This is a genomic window from Saccharothrix stipae (assembly GCF_054781895.1).
Genome location: NZ_BAAGTN010000009.1, coordinates 483,195 through 500,040, shown reverse-complemented (window position 1 = coordinate 500,040; position 16,846 = coordinate 483,195). Strand labels below are relative to the sequence as shown.

The following is a 16,846-nucleotide window of genomic DNA, read 5'->3' as shown; positions in this document are numbered from 1 at the left end:
TCGAGCCGTTCGGGTGGGCCGACCCGATGCGGCGCCGGGTGCGGCGGGCCGAATCAGGCTTCCCTGGGCGGGGTCACCTTCTTGACGTAGAGGAGGCGGTCGCCGGCTTCCACGGCGTCGGCCTCGGGGGCGTCCACTCGGTACAGGGTGCCGTCGCGCACGACACCCAGCACGATGTCCGGCAGGTGCCGGGGCGAGCCGCCGACCTCCGAGGGCTCCACGTCGCGTTCGGCGATGGCCAGGCCCGCGTCCGGGGTCAGCAGGTCCTCCACCATGTCGACCACGGACGGGGTGGCGGTGGCCATGCCCAGCAGCCGGCCCGCGGTCTCGCTGGAGACGACCACCGAGTCCGCGCCGGACTGGCGCAGCAGGTGTTCGTTCTCCCGCTCCCGCACCGACGCCACGATCTGGGCCTTCGGCGCCAGCTCACGGGCGGTGAGGGTGACCAGGACGGCCGTGTCGTCGCGGTTCGCCGCCACGACGACGGCCCGCGCGCGGGACACGCCGGCGACGCGCAGCACGTCGTTGCTCGTCCCCGAACCGTGCACGGTGACCAGGCCGATCGCCGACGCGGCGTCCAAGGCCTCCTGGGTGGTGTCGACCACGACGATCGAACCCGGCTCCGCCCCGTCGCCCATGAGGGCGCTGACCGCGGACCGGCCCTTCGTGCCGTACCCGATGACGACCACGTGGTCCCGCACCTTGGTCCTCCACTTCTGGATGCGCAGCGCCTGTCGTGAACGCTCGGTGAGCACTTCGAGGGTCGTACCGACCAGGACGATCAGGAACAGCACCCGCAAGGGGGTGATCACCAGGACGTTGACCAGCCGCGCCGAGGAACTGGCGGGGGCGATGTCACCGTATCCGGTGGTCGACAGCGACACCGTCGCGTAGTAGACCGCGTCCAAGAGGGACAGGCCGTCCCCGTTGACGTCACGGTAGCCGTCACGGTCGATGTAGACGATCAGCACGGCCGCCATGAGCGCGCCGAGCGCGCCGATGACCCGTTTGAGGATCGCGCGGACCGGGCTCTGCACCGTGTCCGGCATCCTGACCACACCGACGAGCGAGTGGCCCGGCCGCTCGGCCAGCGGTTCGCCCGGGCTGGTGCGGCGGATCATGACAACCTCTCCGGGAGCAGTCGCCACAACCGGGCGGCCGCCTCGGCGCCGCGGAGCAGCAGTGGCACGACGACGCGCTCGTTGGGCGCGTGGATCCGATCATCCGGCAACGTCGCGCCCAGGTACACGACCGGCACGCCGAGCCACCCGTGCAACAGCGCCGCCGGCCCCGAGCCACCCGTGCGGCTGAACCTCACCGGCTGCTCGAACGCGGCCTGCACGGCGTCGCGCACCGCGCCCACCGCCGGGTGGGAGACGTCCACCGCGTAGGGCGGCGCACCGTCACCGCGTGCGATCACCTCGGCGTGCAGCCCGGCCGGGGTGTGCGCGGCGACGAACTCGCGCAGCGCGTCCGCCACCTGTTCGGGCCGCTGGTCCGGCACGAGCCGGAACGACAGCTTCACCGACGCCCGCGCGGGCACGATGGTCTTCAAGCCGGGCCCGGTGTAGCCGCCGTGGATGCCGTTGACCTCGGCGGTGGGCCGCACCCACACCCGTTCGAGAGTCGACCAACCGGGCTCGCCGGACAGGCCCTGGGCACGGCCCGCGTTCGCCAACCACACCGCTTCGTCGAACGGCAACGCCGCGTAGTCGGCGTGTTCGGCCTCGGTGGGCTCGATCACGTCGGTGTAGAAGTCACGCAACTGGACGCGCCCGGAGTCGTCGTGCAGGGCCGCGACGAGCCGCGCGATGGCGGTCGCCGGGTTCGGCACGCTCCCGCCGGCCCGACCGGAGTGCACGTCCGACGTGCCGCCGGTGAACACGACCTCCGCCCCGTGCACGCCGCGCTGCCCCGTGCAGACCGTCGGCGCGTCGCGCCCGTACAGCGGCGTGTCGGTGAACACCACCAGGTCGCACGCGAGGTCGTCGCGGTGCTCGTCCAGCAGCCGGGTCAGGTGCGGCGAGCCGGACTCCTCCTCCCCTTCGACGAACAGCTTCAACGTCACCGCGGGCCGCGTCGCGCCGGTGGCCGCCAGGTGCGCCCGCACGCCGAGCAGGTGCATCGCGACCTGCCCCTTGTCGTCGCTGGCCCCGCGCGCGAACAGCTCCTCGCCGACCACCGTCGCCTCGAACGGCGGGTGGTGCCACTGCTCGACCGGGTCGACCGGCTGCACGTCGTGGTGGCCGTAGACCAGCACGGTCGGCGCGTCGGGGTCGGCGGCGGGCCAGCAGGCGTAGACGGCGGGCAGCGCCGGACCCTCGTCCCAGACCCGCACGTCGGGCCAACCGTCGCGGCGCAACGCCTCGGCCAGCCAGTGCGCGGACGCGGCCACGTCGCCGTGGTGCGCCGGGTCGACGCCGATCGACGGGATGGCCAGCCACTCGCGCAGGCCGCTCAGGAAGTCGTCGGCGAAGGCGGCCACGGCCGCCCGCTCGGGATGTTCGGGATTTTCGGGATCACCGCTCACGATGCGGGAGGATAACCCCGGAGCAACCCTGAGGGCGTCGTGCGGCGGCCGACGTGACAGGGTGGTCCCATGGAACCCACTCGTTCCCGTCCCTGGTCGGCGCTCGCGCTGGCGGGGCTGCTCGGCGCCGCGGGTGCCACGCACTTCGCCAAGCCGAAGCCGTACGACGCGATCGTGCCGCGTGCGCTGCCGGGCAAGCCTCGGACCTGGACCTACGTGTCCGGTGCCGTGGAGGTGGCGCTGGCCGTGGCGGTCGCCGTGCCGCGCACGCGGGGTGTCGGGGGCAGGCTGGCGGCCGGGTTCTTCGCGGCGGTGTTCCCGGCCAACGTCAAGATGGCCTACGACTACCGCGCGAAGTCACCCAGGGTGAAGGCCGTCGCCTACGGCCGGTTGCCGCTCCAGGTGCCGCTCATCCTGTGGGCCTTGCGCGTGGGACGCTCAACTCCCTGATCACTCTCGGCACTGGGTCCGACACCCAGCGCGGCCGAGGGGCTGTCATCGAAACCGGAACCAGTCCTAGGATGCCCGAGTGCAACCGCTCCTCCACCATGCCGCGTCGGCGCTGGGTTGGCGCGGCATCGTCGTGCCCGACGTAGCCGTGCTGGGCCACCAGGTGTCGGCCGTCGTGCGGGTCCGTGCCGACGTGCACGAGTGGCGCAGCGCGAACGGCTGGCCGCCGCAGGCCGACCCGTCGTGGTTCCGCTCGTGGTTCGAACCGGCCGCGCACGACCAGTTGCCCGTGCCCGCGGTCGAGCTGGTCGGTGTGCTGGTGGGCGAGTCCACGGTGGACCGCGCGTTGCAGTCGTGCGGGACGTTGATGACGCTCGCGCCGTGCGCGGTGGTGCTGCCCGCGCCGCAGGGCGAGCAGCCGTGGCCGTTGATCGAGCTGGACTACTACGGCATCGGCGTGGTCGCGGTGGACGTGGCCGGCACGGCGGAGCTGCTGGTGCCGCCGGAGGACCGGTCGACCGAGTTCGGGCCGTCGCTGTTCGGCCGGTGGCTGCTGGAAGTGCTCTACGACCGGGTGTTGAAGGAAGTGCCCGCCAACGCCCGGGTGAACAGCTAGTTCGGGATCGAGCGGATCAGCTCGCGCAGGCCGTCGGCGTCCAGCAGGTCCGCGGGGCGCAACGTGTGGTCCTGCCGGACGTAGTGGAACGCCGCCCGCACCTTCTCCACCGGTGAGCCGGTCAACGCCGCCCACGCCAGCCGGTAGGCCGCGAGCTGCACCGACAGCGCCGGTAGGCGGTCCTCGTCCGGCACCGCGCCGGTCTTCCAGTCGACCACGGTCCAGCCGCCGTCGTCGTCGCCGAACACGGCGTCCATCCGGCCGCGCACGGACAGGCCGTCGATCTCCGCCTCGAACGGCACCTCGACGTCGTGCGGGACGCGGTCGGCCCAACCGCTCGCCAGGAACGCCTCCTGGAGCCTGGTGAGGTCGGCGTCGGGCGCCGCGCCGTCGTCGGCCGCGCCGGGGAGTTCGTCCAGGTCGAAGAGGCGGCTCGCGCCGAACCGCTGTTCCAGCCACGTGTGGAACGCGGTGCCGCGGCGGGCCAGCGGGTTGGGCGGGAACGGCAGGGGGCGGCGCAGCCTGCGGGCGAGCAGGTCCGGGTCGGCCGCGAGCTCGACCAGCTGGCTGACCGAGAGGTGGTCGGGCAGCACGACGCGTTCCCGCCGGTCGGCCGCGGCGGCGCGTTCGGCCAGGAGCACGTCGACGTCGCGTGCCCAGCCGTCCGGGTCGGGGTCCTCGAACGGTGAACTCGGGGGTCCTGGAGGTTCGACCCGCGGGGCCTGGGCGTTCGACTCGCGCGGGTCCTCGTCCGGTGCGTCGAGCGGGTCCGGGGGCAGGTCGTCGTCGGGAGGCTCGGGCGGCAGGTCGTCGGCCGGTGGCTCGGGGAGGCCGGCGAAGTCGGGGGGGAGGTCGTCGTCGGGAGGCTCGGGTGGCAGGTCGTCGGGGAGGTCGGGCGAGGCAGGCGGGGTGGGCGGGGCGGGCGGTTCGGCCAGGTGGCGTTCCAGGGCGGCCACGACCAGCTCGGCGCCCTCGGCCACGGCGGCGCGGCGCTTGCCCAGCGGGTCGGTCGGCCACTGGGCCGTCTTCGTCTGCGACGCGAGGGGGTTGGGGTCGTCGTCGGCCGGCGGGGGCGCCCAGTGCGCGATGTCGGCCGGCGGGTGGTCGGCGGCCAGCACCGACTCCCGGATCTCGGTCAGGAACGCCGACGGCCCCTTGGGCTTGTCGCCCGTCTCGGCCCACCAGTGCCCCGACACCAGCAGGCTGTGCTCCGCCCTGGTCAACGCGACGTAGAGCAATCGGCGCTCCTCGACCAGCCGCCGCGCGTCGAAGTCGTCCTCGTGCCGGACCAGCGCCTCCTCCACCTCCTTGCGGTTGGCGTCGGGTGCGATGCGCAGCTTCGGCAGGTCCTCGGCGTCACCGCGCAGGTCGGCGGGCAGCTCGGCCACCGAGCGCAGCCAGCTGGACGACTTCTTCCGACCCGGGAACACGTCCTTCACCACGTGCGGCACGGCCACGATGTGCCACTCCAGGCCTTTCGCGGAGTGCATGGTCAGCACCTGCACCCGGTTCTCGGCCACCTCCACCTCGCCGGGTTCCAGCCCGTCCTCGGCCTGTTCGGCGGTGTAGAGGTAGTCGAGCAGCGCGGGCAGGGTGGCCGACGGGCTGGCCGCGGCGAAGTCGTTCACCACGTCGGCGAACGCGTCCAGGTGCGCCCGACCGACCCCACCGGGCCGGGCCATCGCCTCGATGTCCAGCAGCAGGGTGCGTTCCACGTCGGCGACCAGCTCGGGCAACGGCTGGCCCAGGCGTCGGCGCAACGCCGCCAGCTCCGCGCCGAGCCGCCGGATCCGCCGGTAGCCCTCGGCGGAGTACGCGGTGGGGTCGCCGGGGTCGTCCAGCGCGTCCGCGAGACCGGCTTGGTCGGCGTGCTCACCGGGCAGCGCGTCGGCCAGCACGGCCAACGGGTCGTCCGCCACGGACTGCCTGGTCGGCGCGCCCGCGAGGTCGCGCGCCCGGGTCCACAGCGCGGCCAGGTCGAACGCCGCGACCCGCCAGCGCGAGCCGGTGAGCAGCCGGGCGGCGGCGGTGCCGGCCAGCGGGTCGACCAGCACCCGCAGGGCGCTGGTCAGGTCACGCACCTCCGGTTCGTCCAGCAGCCCGCCCAGACCGACGACCTCCACCGGCAGGCCGCGTTCCCGCAGCGCCGCCGCGATGTCGGCCATGTCCGAACGGCGGCGCACCAGCACCGCCGCGGTCGGCGGCTCGTCGCTGGTGTCGAGGTGCGCCTCCCACTGCGCGGCGACGGTGTCGGCCACCCAGTCGAGCTCCTGGCGCACGTCGGTGAACAACGCCACCCGCACGTCACCCGGCCCGGCGCCGTCACGGGCACGCAGTTCGTCCACGTCCAGGCCCATGGCCCGCAGCGGCGCGGACACCGCGTTGGCCAGCGCCAGCACCTCCGGCGGGTTGCGGAAGCTGGTGAGCAGGCCGTACTTCTTCGCGGGCGGGAAGTCGTGCACGAACCGGGGCAGGTTCGCCGCCGACGCGCCGCGCCAGCCGTAGATCGCCTGCGCCGGGTCGCCCACCGACGTCACGGGCATCGGCTCGCCCCGCCCGAACAACGACCGCAGCAGCACGCGCTGCGCGTGGCCGGTGTCCTGGTACTCGTCCAGCAGCACCGCGCCGTACCGCTCCCGTTCGCCGCGCACGACCTCCGGGTGCTCGGAGGCCAGCCGGGCGGCCAGCGACATCTGGTCGGCGAAGTCCATCGCCGCTTCCCGCCGCTTGCGCGCCTGGTAGGCCTCCAGCAGCGGGAGGAGGTTGGTGCGCAGGCGTTGGGCGTTGACCACGGCCTTGAGCGACTCGGGCAGGCCGTCGCGCTGCCGGGCGGTCTTGGGCGCGTTCTCGATGACGGCGCACAGCCGCTCGGCGTGCTCGCGCAACGCGGTCGGCTCGACCAGGTGCTCGCCCAGCTCGCCGGCCAGCGCGAGCAGGTAGCCGGTGACGGTGGCGGGCACCTTGTCGGTGTCGATGTCCTCGGCCCACGTCGACACCACGCGGTGCGCGAGCTGCCACGCGGCGGTCTCGGTGAGCAGCCGCACGCCGGGTTCCACGGGCAGCCGCAGGCCGTGCTCGCCGACCAGCCGGCCCGCGTAGGCGTGGTAGGTCAGGATCACCGGCTCGGTGGTCAGCACCGCGGCGCGCCGTTCACCGCCGGGGTCCAGCCGGTCCAGCAGGGACGAGCCGCCGAGCCGGCGCAGCCGCATCCGCACCCGGTCGGACAGCTGGCGGGCGGCCTTGCGGGTGAACGTCAGGCCGAGGACGCGGTCGGGGGTGACGAAGCCGTTGGCGACCAGGTAGACCACGCGGGCGGCCATGGTCTCGGTCTTGCCGGCCCCCGCGCCGGCCACGACGAGCGCGGGCGCGGTGGGCGCGGCGACGACGGCGGCCTGCTCCGGTGTCGGCTTGGGCAGGCCCAGCGCCTCGGCGACCTCGAACGGGCTGGCGAGCGCCACCGGCTCACCCGCCACCCGTTCGACCCCGCTCGGCACGACCACGCCCCGCATTCTCCGTGGTCGCCGCCGGCTACCTTCGGCGACCCGCAGGGCGGGCGCGTATCCGCTGGTCGGCTACTGGCTGACCTGCCGGCCGGACGCGTGCACGGGGCACGTGGTGCGGGCCGGGCAGCGATCGCAGTCCGCGTTCTCCGTCGCCTGGTAGGCGGGTCCGACGCTGGACCCGGCGGCCAGTTGCACGGCCTCCAGCCACACCCGCACGCCCTGCTCGTCCAGCGGCACCTGCTCCCGCTCGACGGCGCCGGACTTGCGGTCCTCCTTGGCCACGTACAGCAGCCGCGCGCCGCCCGGGTCGGTGCCCAGGCCCAGGTGGGTGAAGCCGCCCAGCGCCGTGGCCAGCTGGTAGACCGCGAGCTGCGGGTGCTCCTGGGCCTTGTCCTTGGACACCGGGGTCTTGCCGGTCTTCACGTCCACCACGACCGGCCGCCCGTCCCGGTCGGTCTCCAGCCGGTCGACCCGGCCGCGCACCCGCAGCGACGGCCCGCCGTCCTGCTTGGGGATCTCGACCGAGATCTCCTCCTCGACCGCGACCTGGGTGAGCTGGGTGCGGCTGGACGCCAGCCAGGTGAGGAACGTGTCGAGCATCCGCTCCACCCGGATCCGCTCGCGCCGGGAGAACCACGGCGCGCCCGCGTCCACCGCGGCCCACGCCTCGTCCAGCCTGACCCGCAGCTCCTTCTCGTCCGCGCCGGTCGCGGCGGCCTGCGCCAGGGCGTGCACCAGCGTGCCGGTGATCGACGCCAGCTCGGCCGGGTCCTGGCCGCCGTGCCGCTCGACGACCCAGCGCAGCGGGCACTTCGCCAGGGTCTCCACGGTGGACGGCGACACGCTCACCGTGTGCTCCTCGGTCCACAGTGGACTGTCCGTGGTGACGTCCGCCAGGCCGTACCAGGAGTCCGGGTGCGCGCCCGGCACGCCCTCCGCCGCCAACCGGGCCAGCTGGGCGGCCGCGCGTTCCCGGCGTCGCGCCGGCTCGTCGTCGGAGCACACCACCCGCCGCAGCTCGCCGACCAGCTCGGCCAGCACCAACCCGCGCTCGGGCGTGAACGTCGGCCGCTCCGGTTCGCCGGTGGACAGCTCCTCGATCTCGTCCAGGAACCGCGACGGCTGCTCGTCCTCCCCGCGCACCGCGCTGACCAGCAACGTCCGCTGCGCCCGGCTCGCCGCGACGAGCAGCAGCCGCCGTTCCTCGGCCAGGATCGGCGCGACCGCGGACACCGTCTCGGCCGACACGCCCGCGACCACGTCGACCATGCGTTCCACGCCGAGCAGCGACCCGCGCAGCCGCAGGTCGGGCCAGCTGCCCTCCTGCACGCCCGGCACCGCCACGACCGTCCACTCGCGACCGGCGGCGGCGTGCGCGGTCAGCACCGACACCGCCTCACCCGTGGGAGCGGCGGCGGCCAGCGTGTCGCCCACGATCTCCTGCGCGGCCAGGTAGTCCGCGAAGCCCTCGGCGCCCGAACCGGGCAAGCGGTCCACGTACTTCGCCGCCGCCTCGAACAACGCCACGATCGCGTCCAGGTCGCGGTCGGCCTGCATGCCGGTGGTGCCGTGCCGGGCGGACTGCGCCGCCCACCGCAGCTCCAGACCGGTGGTCTGCCACAGCTCCCACAAGACCTGCTCGACGGTCAGCCCGTCCGCGATCCCCTTGCGCGCCTTGCGCAGCAGCCCGGCGATCCGCCGTGCGGGCTGCGCCTCGGCGTCCTCCAACGCGGCCAGCCGGTCGTCGGACTCGATCACCTCGACCAGCAGCTCGCCGCTGGGTCGGTCACGACCCGCGGCCAGCTCCAGCCGGCGCAGGCCGCGCCGCAACCGCCGCAGCGCCAACGGGTCCGCGCCGCCCAGCGGTGAGGACAGCAGCATCGCCGCGGTGTCCTCGTCCAGGCTGCCCGGCACGGCCGCGCAGCGCAGCAGCGCCAGCAACGGCATCACCGCGGGCTGCCGGGCCAGGGGCAGTTCGTCGCGCGGCACGGCCACCGGCACGCCCGCCGCGAGCAGCGCCCGTTGCAGCACGGGCAGCGACCTCGTCGCCGAACGCGCCACCACCGCCATCCGCGACCACGGGACCTCGTCGATCAGGTGCGCCCGGCGCAGCTGGTCGGCCACCCAGCTCGCCTCCTGCGCGGCGGAGGCGAACAGGCGGACCTGCACGTGGCCCGTGCCGTCGACCGGGGAGACCTCGCGGGTGGGCGACGCGCCCGGCAGCCGTGCCGCGAGCCGGCCCACCGCGGCCCGGATCTCCGGCGCCATCCGGTAGCCCGTGGTGAGCACCACGGCCGGTCCGCCCGCGTCGGCCAGCAGGGTCGGGTCCGCGCCGCGGAAGGAGAACACGGCCTGGTCGGGGTCGCCCGCCAGGACGAACTCCTGGGCGGCCTCGCCGAGCACGCGGATGAACTCGTACTGCAGCGGGTCGAGGTGCTGGGCGTCGTCCACCAGCAGGTGGCGCACCCGCCGCCGTTCGCCCGCGAGCAGGTCCGGATCGGTCTCGAACGCCAGCAGCGCGCTGCCCACCAGCTCGGCCGCGTCGAACGACGGCGCGTGCCCCTGGCCGCTGCTGGCCAGCAGGTTCACCTGCTCGTACTGGGTGGCGAACAGCCCGGCCGCCACCCACTCCTCGCGGGAGTGCTTGCGGCCCAGCTCCGTCAGGTCCTCCGGGGCGAGGCCGCGTTCGGTGGCGCGCAGCATCAGGTCGCGCAGCTCGTGCGCGAAACCGGGCAGGGTAAGGGCGGGGCGCAGCCGTTCCGGCCACTTCGGCGCGCCCATGCTCACGTCGCCGGCGAGCAGCTCGCGCACCACCGCGTCCTGCTCGGGGCCGGACAGCAGGCGGGGCGCCGGTTCGCCCTCCTGGGCGGACTGCGCGCGCAGCACCGCGAAGGCGTACGAGTGGACGGTCCGGACCAGCGGTTCCTGCGTGGTCGGCAGCACGCCGTCCGTGCGCGCGGCGGTCAGCAGGCGGGTGATGTGGGCGCGCATGGCCTCCGCGGCACGGCGGTTCGCGGTGAGCACCAGCACGTTCTCCGGGTGCACGCCGCCGTGCAGCACCCGGTGCGCCACCACTTCGGCCAACAACGTCGTCTTGCCCGTGCCGGGGCCGCCGAGCACCCGCAACGGCCCGCCGACGTGCTCGAACACGGCGCGTGCGGGCGCGTCCCAGTCGTGCCGGGGCTCCTCCTGCCGCACCCGGCGCACCAACAAGGGCGCCCTGTTGCCTGCCACGGGAGGCATCGAACCACAGCGAAATTCCCGGTGGGATCAGGGCGGCGCCGTGTCACGTGAAAAGCTGTTCGGCGTGGACGAACAGCTGCACGAGATGGTCCGCGAGGTCGTGCGCAAGATCCCGCGCGGCCGGGTGGCGACCTACGGCGACGTCGCCGACATCGCCCGCGCGCCGTCGCCCCGCCTGGTCGGGCAGGTGCTCAACCAGGACGGGCACGACCTGCCGTGGCACCGGGTGCTGCGCGCCAACGGCACGTGCGCGCCCCACATCGCCGACGAGCAGCTGCAACGGCTGCGCGAGGAGGGTGTGGTGGCCGACGGCGGCAAGGTCGACCTGCGCACGTACCGCTGGGAGGACGCGGTCAAGGAGAAGTCGGAGGAGCCCCCCGGTCTGTGGTGACCCGCGCCTCGACCCGGGCCACCTCGGACCCGACCTCCGGGTCGCGGGTGATCGCCGCGGCCAGGCGCAGCTGCGGCAACGCCTCGGCGTGCCTGCTCTGCCGGCTGAGCGTGCGGCCGAGCAGCAGGCGCGCGTAGCCGTCCGACGGGTCGAGGTCGACCAGGACCTTGAGCACGCCCTCGGCCTTGCCCAGCGCGGCGGACTGGAAGTGCGCCAGCGCGAGCTCGGTGAGCACGGTCCGGTCGCCCGGCGCGTGCTCCGCGGCCTCGGCCAGGTACCGCGCCGCGCCGCTCGGGTCGCCGGACGCGCGGAACATGCGGCCCTTGCGCAGCAGTTCCCGGATGTCGGTCATGACAGCTCCTCGTCCGCCGAGGTGACGTGCGGGACGTGCGTCGCGCCCAGTCGCCCGGCTTGGAAGTCCTCGATGGCTTGCACGATCTCGGCCCGCGTGTTCATCACGAACGGGCCGTAGCGCGCGACCGGCTCGCGCAGCGGCAGCCCGCCCAGGACCAGGACGTCCCACGTCGTGTCGGCGTGCATGGTGAGCGCGGCGCCGTTGCCGAAGGTGGCCAGTTGGCCCTCTTCGAGCGGGCGGTGCCGCGCGCCGACCGTGCCGCGACCGGACAGCACGTAGACCATCGCGGTGAAGTCCTCCGGCCACGGCAGGGTCAGGTGGGCGTGCGGGCTGAGGGTGGCGTGCAGGTAGGTGATCGGCGTGTGCGTCATGCCGGGGCCGCGGTGGCCCGCCACGTCGCCCGCGATCACGCGGACCAGCGCGCCGCCGTCGTCGCTGGACAGCAGCAGGGTGTCGGCCGCGTTGATGTCCTGGTAGCGGGGCGGCGTCCACTTGGCGGCGCGCGGCAGGTTGACCCAGAGCTGCACGCCGTGGAACAGACCGCCCTTGGCCACCAGCTCCTGCGACGGCAGCTCGGAGTGCAGGACGCCGGAACCCGCCGTCATCCACTGCGTGCCGCCGTTGGTGATCACCCCGCCGCCGCCGGTCGAGTCCTGGTGCTCGAACACGCCGTCGATCATGTAGGTGACGGTCTCGAAACCGCGGTGCGGGTGCCAGGGCGCGCCCTTGGCCTCGCCGGGGCCGTACTCGACGGCGCCCATGTGGTCGAGGAGCAGGAACGGGTCCGCGTCGGGCAGGTCGACGCCCGGGAAGGGGCGGCGGACCTGGAAGCCCTCGCCTTCGAGGAACCGCTGCGCCCGCACCACGCGCCGCACCTCGCGCCACGCGGTCGCGGCCTCGGGCAGCTCGGGCAGGCGGGGCAGGGTCAGGGTGTCGGCGGTGACGGCGGGCATGGCTGCCTCCTCGGGCGGTGACCGCCCTGGTTCGGCGGTCTCACCCGGGTCAACCTAGTTGAGATCTCAACTATTCCACCCCGCGATCGCCCGCCGCCGGAACCTGAGCGTTGAATTCGGGGTACGCGAAGGTAGGACACGCGCGTTCTGAACGTAGGACTCTCGCGGGGTGGAAGTAGGACTCTCGCGGGGGTGGGGGGCGGGTCAGGCGACGTCTTGGAAGCAGCGGGCCTCGTAGTAGCGCAGGAGGACGGCTTCCACGACGCGCAGGTGGGCGCCGATCGGGGCGGCCACGACGGCCGCGCCCGAGGAGGCCACGACCTGGTGGAACAGGCCGGGGGCCAGCAGCCACGAGGCGACGGCCACGCGGCCGGCGGCGGAGGCGACCACGTCGGCGATGCGCGGTTCGGCGGTGGCGGCGTAGCCGATGGTCACCGGGCCCACCCGGCGGGACAGGGCGGTGGCGATGGCGCGGACGTCGGCCAGGGCACGGGGGTCGGAGGAGCCCGCCGCGGCCAGGACCACCGAGTCGCCCGAGGTCCAGCCGGCCTCGGTCAGGCGTGCCAGCAGGGCGGGCAGCAGGGCCGGGCCGATCGGGTCGGTGACCACCACGTCGGGGTGGCCGGAGGCCTCCACCTGCGCCGGGATGTCCACCCGCACGTGGTAGCCGGCGGCGAGGAAGGCGGGGACGACGACGGCCGGGCCGGAGACGGACGACAGCACCGACGTGACGTCCGGTTGGCGCACGTCGGCATAGGCGACGCGCACCGGCACGCCACCCAGGCGGGCGCGGACGAGGGACGCGATTTCTTCGACGACGACCGCCCCGGCGGGGTCACGGGTGCCGTGCGCGACGAGGACGAGGGTCATACAGCCACTCCGGCGGGGTCCATGGCCAGGCGGTAGCCGCGCTTGACGACGGTGGCGACCATCCGCGGCTCGCCCAACGCCGTGCGCAGCCGGCCGATCGCGGTTTCCACGGCGTGCTCCTCGCCACCACTGGGCAGCGCCGCCAGCAGGTCGCGCCGGGACACCACCCGGCCCCGTGCGGCGGCCAGCACGCGCAGCACGGCCATCGGCGCCGGCGGGACGGGGCGCAGCTCGCCGTCCACCACCACGGCCTGGCCGCGCAGTTCGATGTCCCGGGCCGCGATGCGCAGCCGGGTCGCCCTGGCGGGCAGTTCGAGGGTCAGCTCGCGCGCCAGCGCGCCGATGCGGGCCCGGGCGGGCTGCACGACCGGGATGCCCGCCGACACCAGCGGTCCGGCGGTGATCGAGCCGACGCCCACCACCAGCACCTCCCGTTGCAGCAGCGCGATCAGCTCGGCCAGCTTGCCCATCGCCCCGGCGACCCGCAGCACGGAGGCCGCGGCTGGTGCGCTGGTGAACGTCAGCGCGTCCACCTGCCCCGCCAGCACGGCCTCCAGCAGCCGTTCCAAAGGCGCGGGGTCGGACGGGCCGGTCCAGCGGTAGACGGGGACCTCCACGACCGCGGCACCCGCCGCGCGCAAGGTCGACGTGAACTCCGGCAACGGCTCGCCGTGCAGCTGCACGGCGATGCGCTGACCGGACACACCGGTCCGCAGCAGGTGGTCGAGCAACTCCGCGTTGCTCTCCCCCTCCGGTGACCACGCCTCTACCAGCCCGGCCGCACGCACCGCGCCCCGCGCCTTCGGCCCCCTGGCGAGCACCCGCGCCCCGGACAACCGGGACAGCAGCCGCGCGCCCAACCCCCAGCCCTCGGCGGCCTCCACCCAGCCCCGGAAGCCGATGCCGGTGGTCGCCACGGCGAAGTCCACCGGTTGTTCCACCACGGTCCGCGTCGCGGCCAGCAGCTCCGCGTCGTCGGGCAGCGGCACGATCCGGATGGCGGGACCGTGCAGCACGGTCGCGCCCTTGCGCTCCAACAGAGCCGAGAGCTCGTCGGCCCGCCGGGCGGCGGTCACACCGACCGTGTACCCGGCCAGCGGGGCGGCGGTCACGGTGACCCGACCTGGATGACGCCGTCGCGCACGACGACCGGGTGCACCGGCACCCCGGTCGAGGGGTCGTCCAGGCACTTGCCGGTGCTCAGCTCGAACGCCTGCTTGTAGACCGGCGACACGACCACCGGCACGCCGCCGCGGTCGCCGACGATGCCGCGCGACATCACCGCCGCACCGCTGAACGGGTCGATGTTGCCCAGCGCGTGCACCGTCCCCGCCGAGGTCAGGAACACCGCCACCTGGGAACCGTCGGGCAGCAGGGCCGCCACCCCCTGGTCGGGACGAAGGGCGCTCAACTCGCACACAGGTGTCATCGGGAAACCTCCGCCTGGCCGACACTGGGAACGCCCAACAGAACCGGCACCTTCTGGCCGCGCTCCTCGCGGAACGCGATGGTCGGGTCTGGTGTGCCGGGCGCGTTGACGAACGAGGTGAAGCGGGACAGCTTCTCCGGGTCCTCCAGCACGCCGCGCCACTCGTCGGCGTAGTTGTCCACGTGCTTGGCCATCGCGGCCTCCAGGTCGGCGCAGATGCCGAGGCTGTCGTGCACGATGACGTCGCGCAGGTGGTCCAGGCCGCCTTCCAGCGACTCGATCCAGGTCGAGGTGCGCTGCAACCGGTCCGCCGTGCGGATGTAGAACATCAGGAACCGGTCGATCAGCTTGATCAGGGTCTCGGTGTCCACGTCGGACGCGATGAGGTCGGCGTGGCGCGGGGTGAAGCCGCCGTTGCCGCCGACGTAGAGGTTCCAGCCGTTCTCGGTGGCGATGATGCCGAAGTCCTTGCCCCGCGCCTCCGCGCACTCCCGCGCGCAGCCGGACACCGCGGACTTGAGCTTGTGCGGCGACCGCAGGCCGCGGTAGCGCAGCTCCAGCTCGATGGCCAGCGACACGGAGTCCTGCACGCCGTAGCGGCACCACGTGGTGCCGACGCACGACTTCACCGTGCGCAGCGCCTTGCCGTAGGCGTGCCCGGACTCGAACCCGGCGTCCACCAGGCGCTTCCAGATCTGCGGGAGCTGGTCCACGGTCGCGCCGAACAGGTCGATCCGCTGCCCGCCGGTGATCTTGGTGTAGAGACCGAAGTCGCGGGCGACCTCGCCGATGACGATCAGCTTCTCCGGCGTGATCTCGCCGCCGGGGATGCGCGGCACGACCGAGTAGGTGCCGTTGCGCTGCATGTTGGCCAGGAAGCGGTCGTTGGTGTCCTGGAGGGTGGCCTGCTCGCCCTCCAGCACGTGCCCGTTGTCCAGCGACGCGAGGATCGAGGCGACGGCGGGCTTGCAGATGTCGCAGCCGGCGCCGCGGCCGTGCCGGGAGATCAGCTCGGTGAACGTGGTGATGCCGGTGGAGCGGACGATCTCGAACAGGTCGGCGCGCGAGTGGTCGAAGTGCTCGCACAGGGCGCGGGACTGCTCGATGCCGCACTCGGAGAGCAGCTTCTTCAGCATCGGCACGCACGAGCCGCAGCCGGTGCCCGCCTTGGTGCAGGCCTTGATGCCCGGCACGTCGACGGCCTCGCCGGAGTTGACCACGTCCACGATGTGCTGCTTGGTGACCGCGTGGCACGAACACACCTGCGCGTCGTGCGGCAGGGTCAGCTCGACGCCGCCCTCCGGCCCGATCAGCGCGACCGGGTCGCCGGGCAGTGGCCTGCCGACCAGGGGCCGCAGCGACATGTACTTGGACGCGTCGCCGACGAGGATGCCGCCGAGCAGGGTCTTCGCGTCGTCGGACACCACGACCTTGGCGTAGGTGCCCGCGACGGCGTCGTTGACGACGACCTCCAGCGCGCCCTCCTGCTTGGCGTGCGCGTCGCCGAACGAGGCGACGTCCACGCCGAGGAGCTTGAGCTTGGTGGACATGTCGGCTCCGGGGAACTCCGAGGTACCGCCGAGCAGGCGGTCGGCCACGACTTCGGCCATGGAGTACCCCGGTGCCACGAGTCCGTACACCATGCCGTCGAGGTTGGCGCACTCGCCGATGGCGTAGATGTCCTGGTCGGAGGTGCGGCACGCCTTGTCGACGACGATGCCGCCGCGTTCGCCGACGGTGAGGCCGAACGAACGCGCCAGCTCGTCGCGCGGCCGGATGCCCGCCGAGAACACCACCACGTCGAGGTCCAGCTCGACGCCGTTGGACAGCTTGGCGATGAGCCGCTCGCCGTCCCGTTCGATGGAGGAGGCGGACGTGCCGGTGTGCACGGTCAGGTCCAGCTTCTCCACCAGGCGCTTGAGCAGGCCGCCGCCACCCTCGTCCACCTGCAACGGCATCAGCCGCGGCCCGAGCTCGACCACGTGCGGTGAGATGCCCATGCCGCGCAGCGCGTTCGCCGCCTCCAGGCCGAGCAGGCCGCCGCCGAGCACCATGCCCGCGTGCCGACCGACGCTGCGGGCCGACTCGACCGTGGCGCGGATGCCGTCCAGGTCGTCGATGGTGCGGTAGACGTGGCACCCGGGCAGGTCACGGCCCGGCACGGGCGGCACGAACGGCACCGAGCCGGTGGCCAGGACCAGCGCGTCGTACGGCTGTGCCCGGCCGGCCATGGTGCGCACGACCTTGTTGTCCCGGTCGATGTGCACCACCTGGTCGTTCAGGTGCAGCCGCACGGCGTCGTCGCGGTGCGGCGCGAGGCTGAGCGACTCCGCGTCCCAGTTGTCCACGTAGGAGGACAGCGCGACCCGGTCGTAGGCTGGGCGGTTCTCCTCGGCGAACACGACGACCCGCCACTGGTCGGTGACGTCCTTCTCGCGGAGTGCCTCCACGAGCCGGTGACCGACCATGCCGTGACCGACCACTACGAGCGTTCGCGTCATGGGAC

At 73.8% G+C, this 16,846-nt stretch carries 13 protein-coding genes; 3 read left to right on the top strand and 10 right to left on the bottom strand.

The genetic code is table 11. The features are described 5' to 3' along the window. Positions 1-53: 53 nt before the first annotated feature. Both ACYVLT_RS25515 and ACYVLT_RS25510 read right to left on the bottom strand, forming a co-directional pair. Positions 54-1,121, bottom strand: coding sequence for a potassium channel family protein (locus ACYVLT_RS25515; RefSeq protein ID WP_461122724.1), 1,068 nt, complete (start codon positions 1,119-1,121; stop codon positions 54-56). Continuing rightward, on the bottom strand, positions 1,118-2,530 hold the full coding sequence (locus ACYVLT_RS25510) for a M20/M25/M40 family metallo-hydrolase (protein ID WP_461122723.1): 1,413 nt from the start codon (positions 2,528-2,530) through the stop codon (positions 1,118-1,120). The genes ACYVLT_RS25515 and ACYVLT_RS25510 overlap by 4 nt, the downstream gene beginning before the upstream one ends. 69 nt (positions 2,531-2,599) lie before the next feature. On the opposite strand from ACYVLT_RS25510, the gene ACYVLT_RS25505 reads away from it, so the two are divergent. Then, entirely contained in the window at positions 2,600-2,980 is a 381-nt protein-coding gene (locus ACYVLT_RS25505; protein WP_461122722.1) for a DoxX family protein, read from the top strand. 79 nt (positions 2,981-3,059) lie between these two features. Further along, on the top strand, positions 3,060-3,596 hold the full coding sequence (locus ACYVLT_RS25500) for a hypothetical protein (RefSeq protein ID WP_461122721.1): 537 nt from the start codon (positions 3,060-3,062) through the stop codon (positions 3,594-3,596). On the opposite strand, the gene ACYVLT_RS25495 is transcribed toward ACYVLT_RS25500, so the two are convergent. Then, positions 3,593-7,105 (bottom strand): UvrD-helicase domain-containing protein, encoded by a 3,513-nt coding sequence (locus tag ACYVLT_RS25495; RefSeq protein WP_461122720.1) that lies wholly within the window; start codon positions 7,103-7,105, stop codon positions 3,593-3,595. The genes ACYVLT_RS25500 and ACYVLT_RS25495 overlap by 4 nt on opposite strands. Before the next feature lie 63 nt (positions 7,106-7,168). After that, a complete protein-coding gene (locus ACYVLT_RS25490) occupies positions 7,169-10,342 on the bottom strand; it encodes an ATP-dependent helicase (RefSeq protein WP_461122719.1) in 3,174 nt (1,057 codons plus the stop codon). Positions 10,343-10,406: 64 nt separating this feature from the next. Between ACYVLT_RS25490 and ACYVLT_RS25485 the strand changes: the two genes are divergently transcribed. Further along, positions 10,407-10,733 carry an MGMT family protein gene (locus tag ACYVLT_RS25485; RefSeq protein ID WP_461122796.1) on the top strand — a complete coding sequence of 109 codons (327 nt, stop codon included), beginning with the start codon at positions 10,407-10,409 and terminating at the stop codon, positions 10,731-10,733. On the opposite strand, the gene ACYVLT_RS25480 is transcribed toward ACYVLT_RS25485, so the two are convergent. The 6 genes from ACYVLT_RS25480 to nirB form a co-directional block, all read right to left on the bottom strand. Beyond that, positions 10,696-11,085, bottom strand: coding sequence for a tetratricopeptide repeat protein (locus ACYVLT_RS25480; RefSeq protein ID WP_461122718.1), 390 nt, complete (start codon positions 11,083-11,085; stop codon positions 10,696-10,698). The two genes, ACYVLT_RS25485 and ACYVLT_RS25480, sit on opposite strands and share 38 nt — an antisense overlap. Beyond that, positions 11,082-12,041 carry a pirin family protein gene (locus tag ACYVLT_RS25475; protein ID WP_461122717.1) on the bottom strand — a complete coding sequence of 320 codons (960 nt, stop codon included), beginning with the start codon at positions 12,039-12,041 and terminating at the stop codon, positions 11,082-11,084. Before ACYVLT_RS25475 ends, ACYVLT_RS25480 begins: the two co-directional genes overlap by 4 nt. A 204-nt stretch (positions 12,042-12,245) precedes the next feature. Further along, positions 12,246-12,911 (bottom strand): sirohydrochlorin chelatase, encoded by a 666-nt coding sequence (locus ACYVLT_RS25470; protein ID WP_461122716.1) that lies wholly within the window; start codon positions 12,909-12,911, stop codon positions 12,246-12,248. Continuing rightward, positions 12,908-14,023: a uroporphyrinogen-III synthase gene (locus ACYVLT_RS25465; RefSeq protein WP_461122715.1), complete on the bottom strand. Its 1,116-nt coding sequence runs from the start codon at positions 14,021-14,023 to the stop codon at positions 12,908-12,910. Before ACYVLT_RS25465 ends, ACYVLT_RS25470 begins: the two co-directional genes overlap by 4 nt. After that, the gene (gene nirD, locus ACYVLT_RS25460) at positions 14,020-14,340 is read right to left on the bottom strand and encodes a nitrite reductase small subunit NirD (RefSeq protein ID WP_461122714.1); all 321 of its coding nucleotides are present in this window, start codon (positions 14,338-14,340) and stop codon (positions 14,020-14,022) included. Before nirD ends, ACYVLT_RS25465 begins: the two co-directional genes overlap by 4 nt. Beyond that, the gene (gene nirB, locus ACYVLT_RS25455; protein ID WP_461122713.1) at positions 14,337-16,841 is read right to left on the bottom strand and encodes a nitrite reductase large subunit NirB; all 2,505 of its coding nucleotides are present in this window, start codon (positions 16,839-16,841) and stop codon (positions 14,337-14,339) included. Before nirB ends, nirD begins: the two co-directional genes overlap by 4 nt. Positions 16,842-16,846 lie beyond the last annotated feature (5 nt).

Coding starts and splice junctions, on each gene's coding strand:
- ACYVLT_RS25495 (WP_461122720.1), bottom strand. CDS start 7,105: ATGCGGGGCGTGGTCGTGCCGAGCGGGGTCGAACGGGTGGCGGGTGAG.
- ACYVLT_RS25505 (WP_461122722.1), top strand. CDS start 2,600: ATGGAACCCACTCGTTCCCGTCCCTGGTCGGCGCTCGCGCTGGCGGGG.
- nirD (WP_461122714.1), bottom strand. CDS start 14,340: ATGACACCTGTGTGCGAGTTGAGCGCCCTTCGTCCCGACCAGGGGGTG.
- ACYVLT_RS25480 (WP_461122718.1), bottom strand. CDS start 11,085: ATGACCGACATCCGGGAACTGCTGCGCAAGGGCCGCATGTTCCGCGCG.
- ACYVLT_RS25470 (WP_461122716.1), bottom strand. CDS start 12,911: ATGACCCTCGTCCTCGTCGCGCACGGCACCCGTGACCCCGCCGGGGCG.
- ACYVLT_RS25490 (WP_461122719.1), bottom strand. CDS start 10,342: ATGCCTCCCGTGGCAGGCAACAGGGCGCCCTTGTTGGTGCGCCGGGTG.
- ACYVLT_RS25475 (WP_461122717.1), bottom strand. CDS start 12,041: ATGCCCGCCGTCACCGCCGACACCCTGACCCTGCCCCGCCTGCCCGAG.
- nirB (WP_461122713.1), bottom strand. CDS start 16,841: ATGACGCGAACGCTCGTAGTGGTCGGTCACGGCATGGTCGGTCACCGG.
- ACYVLT_RS25515 (WP_461122724.1), bottom strand. CDS start 1,121: ATGATCCGCCGCACCAGCCCGGGCGAACCGCTGGCCGAGCGGCCGGGC.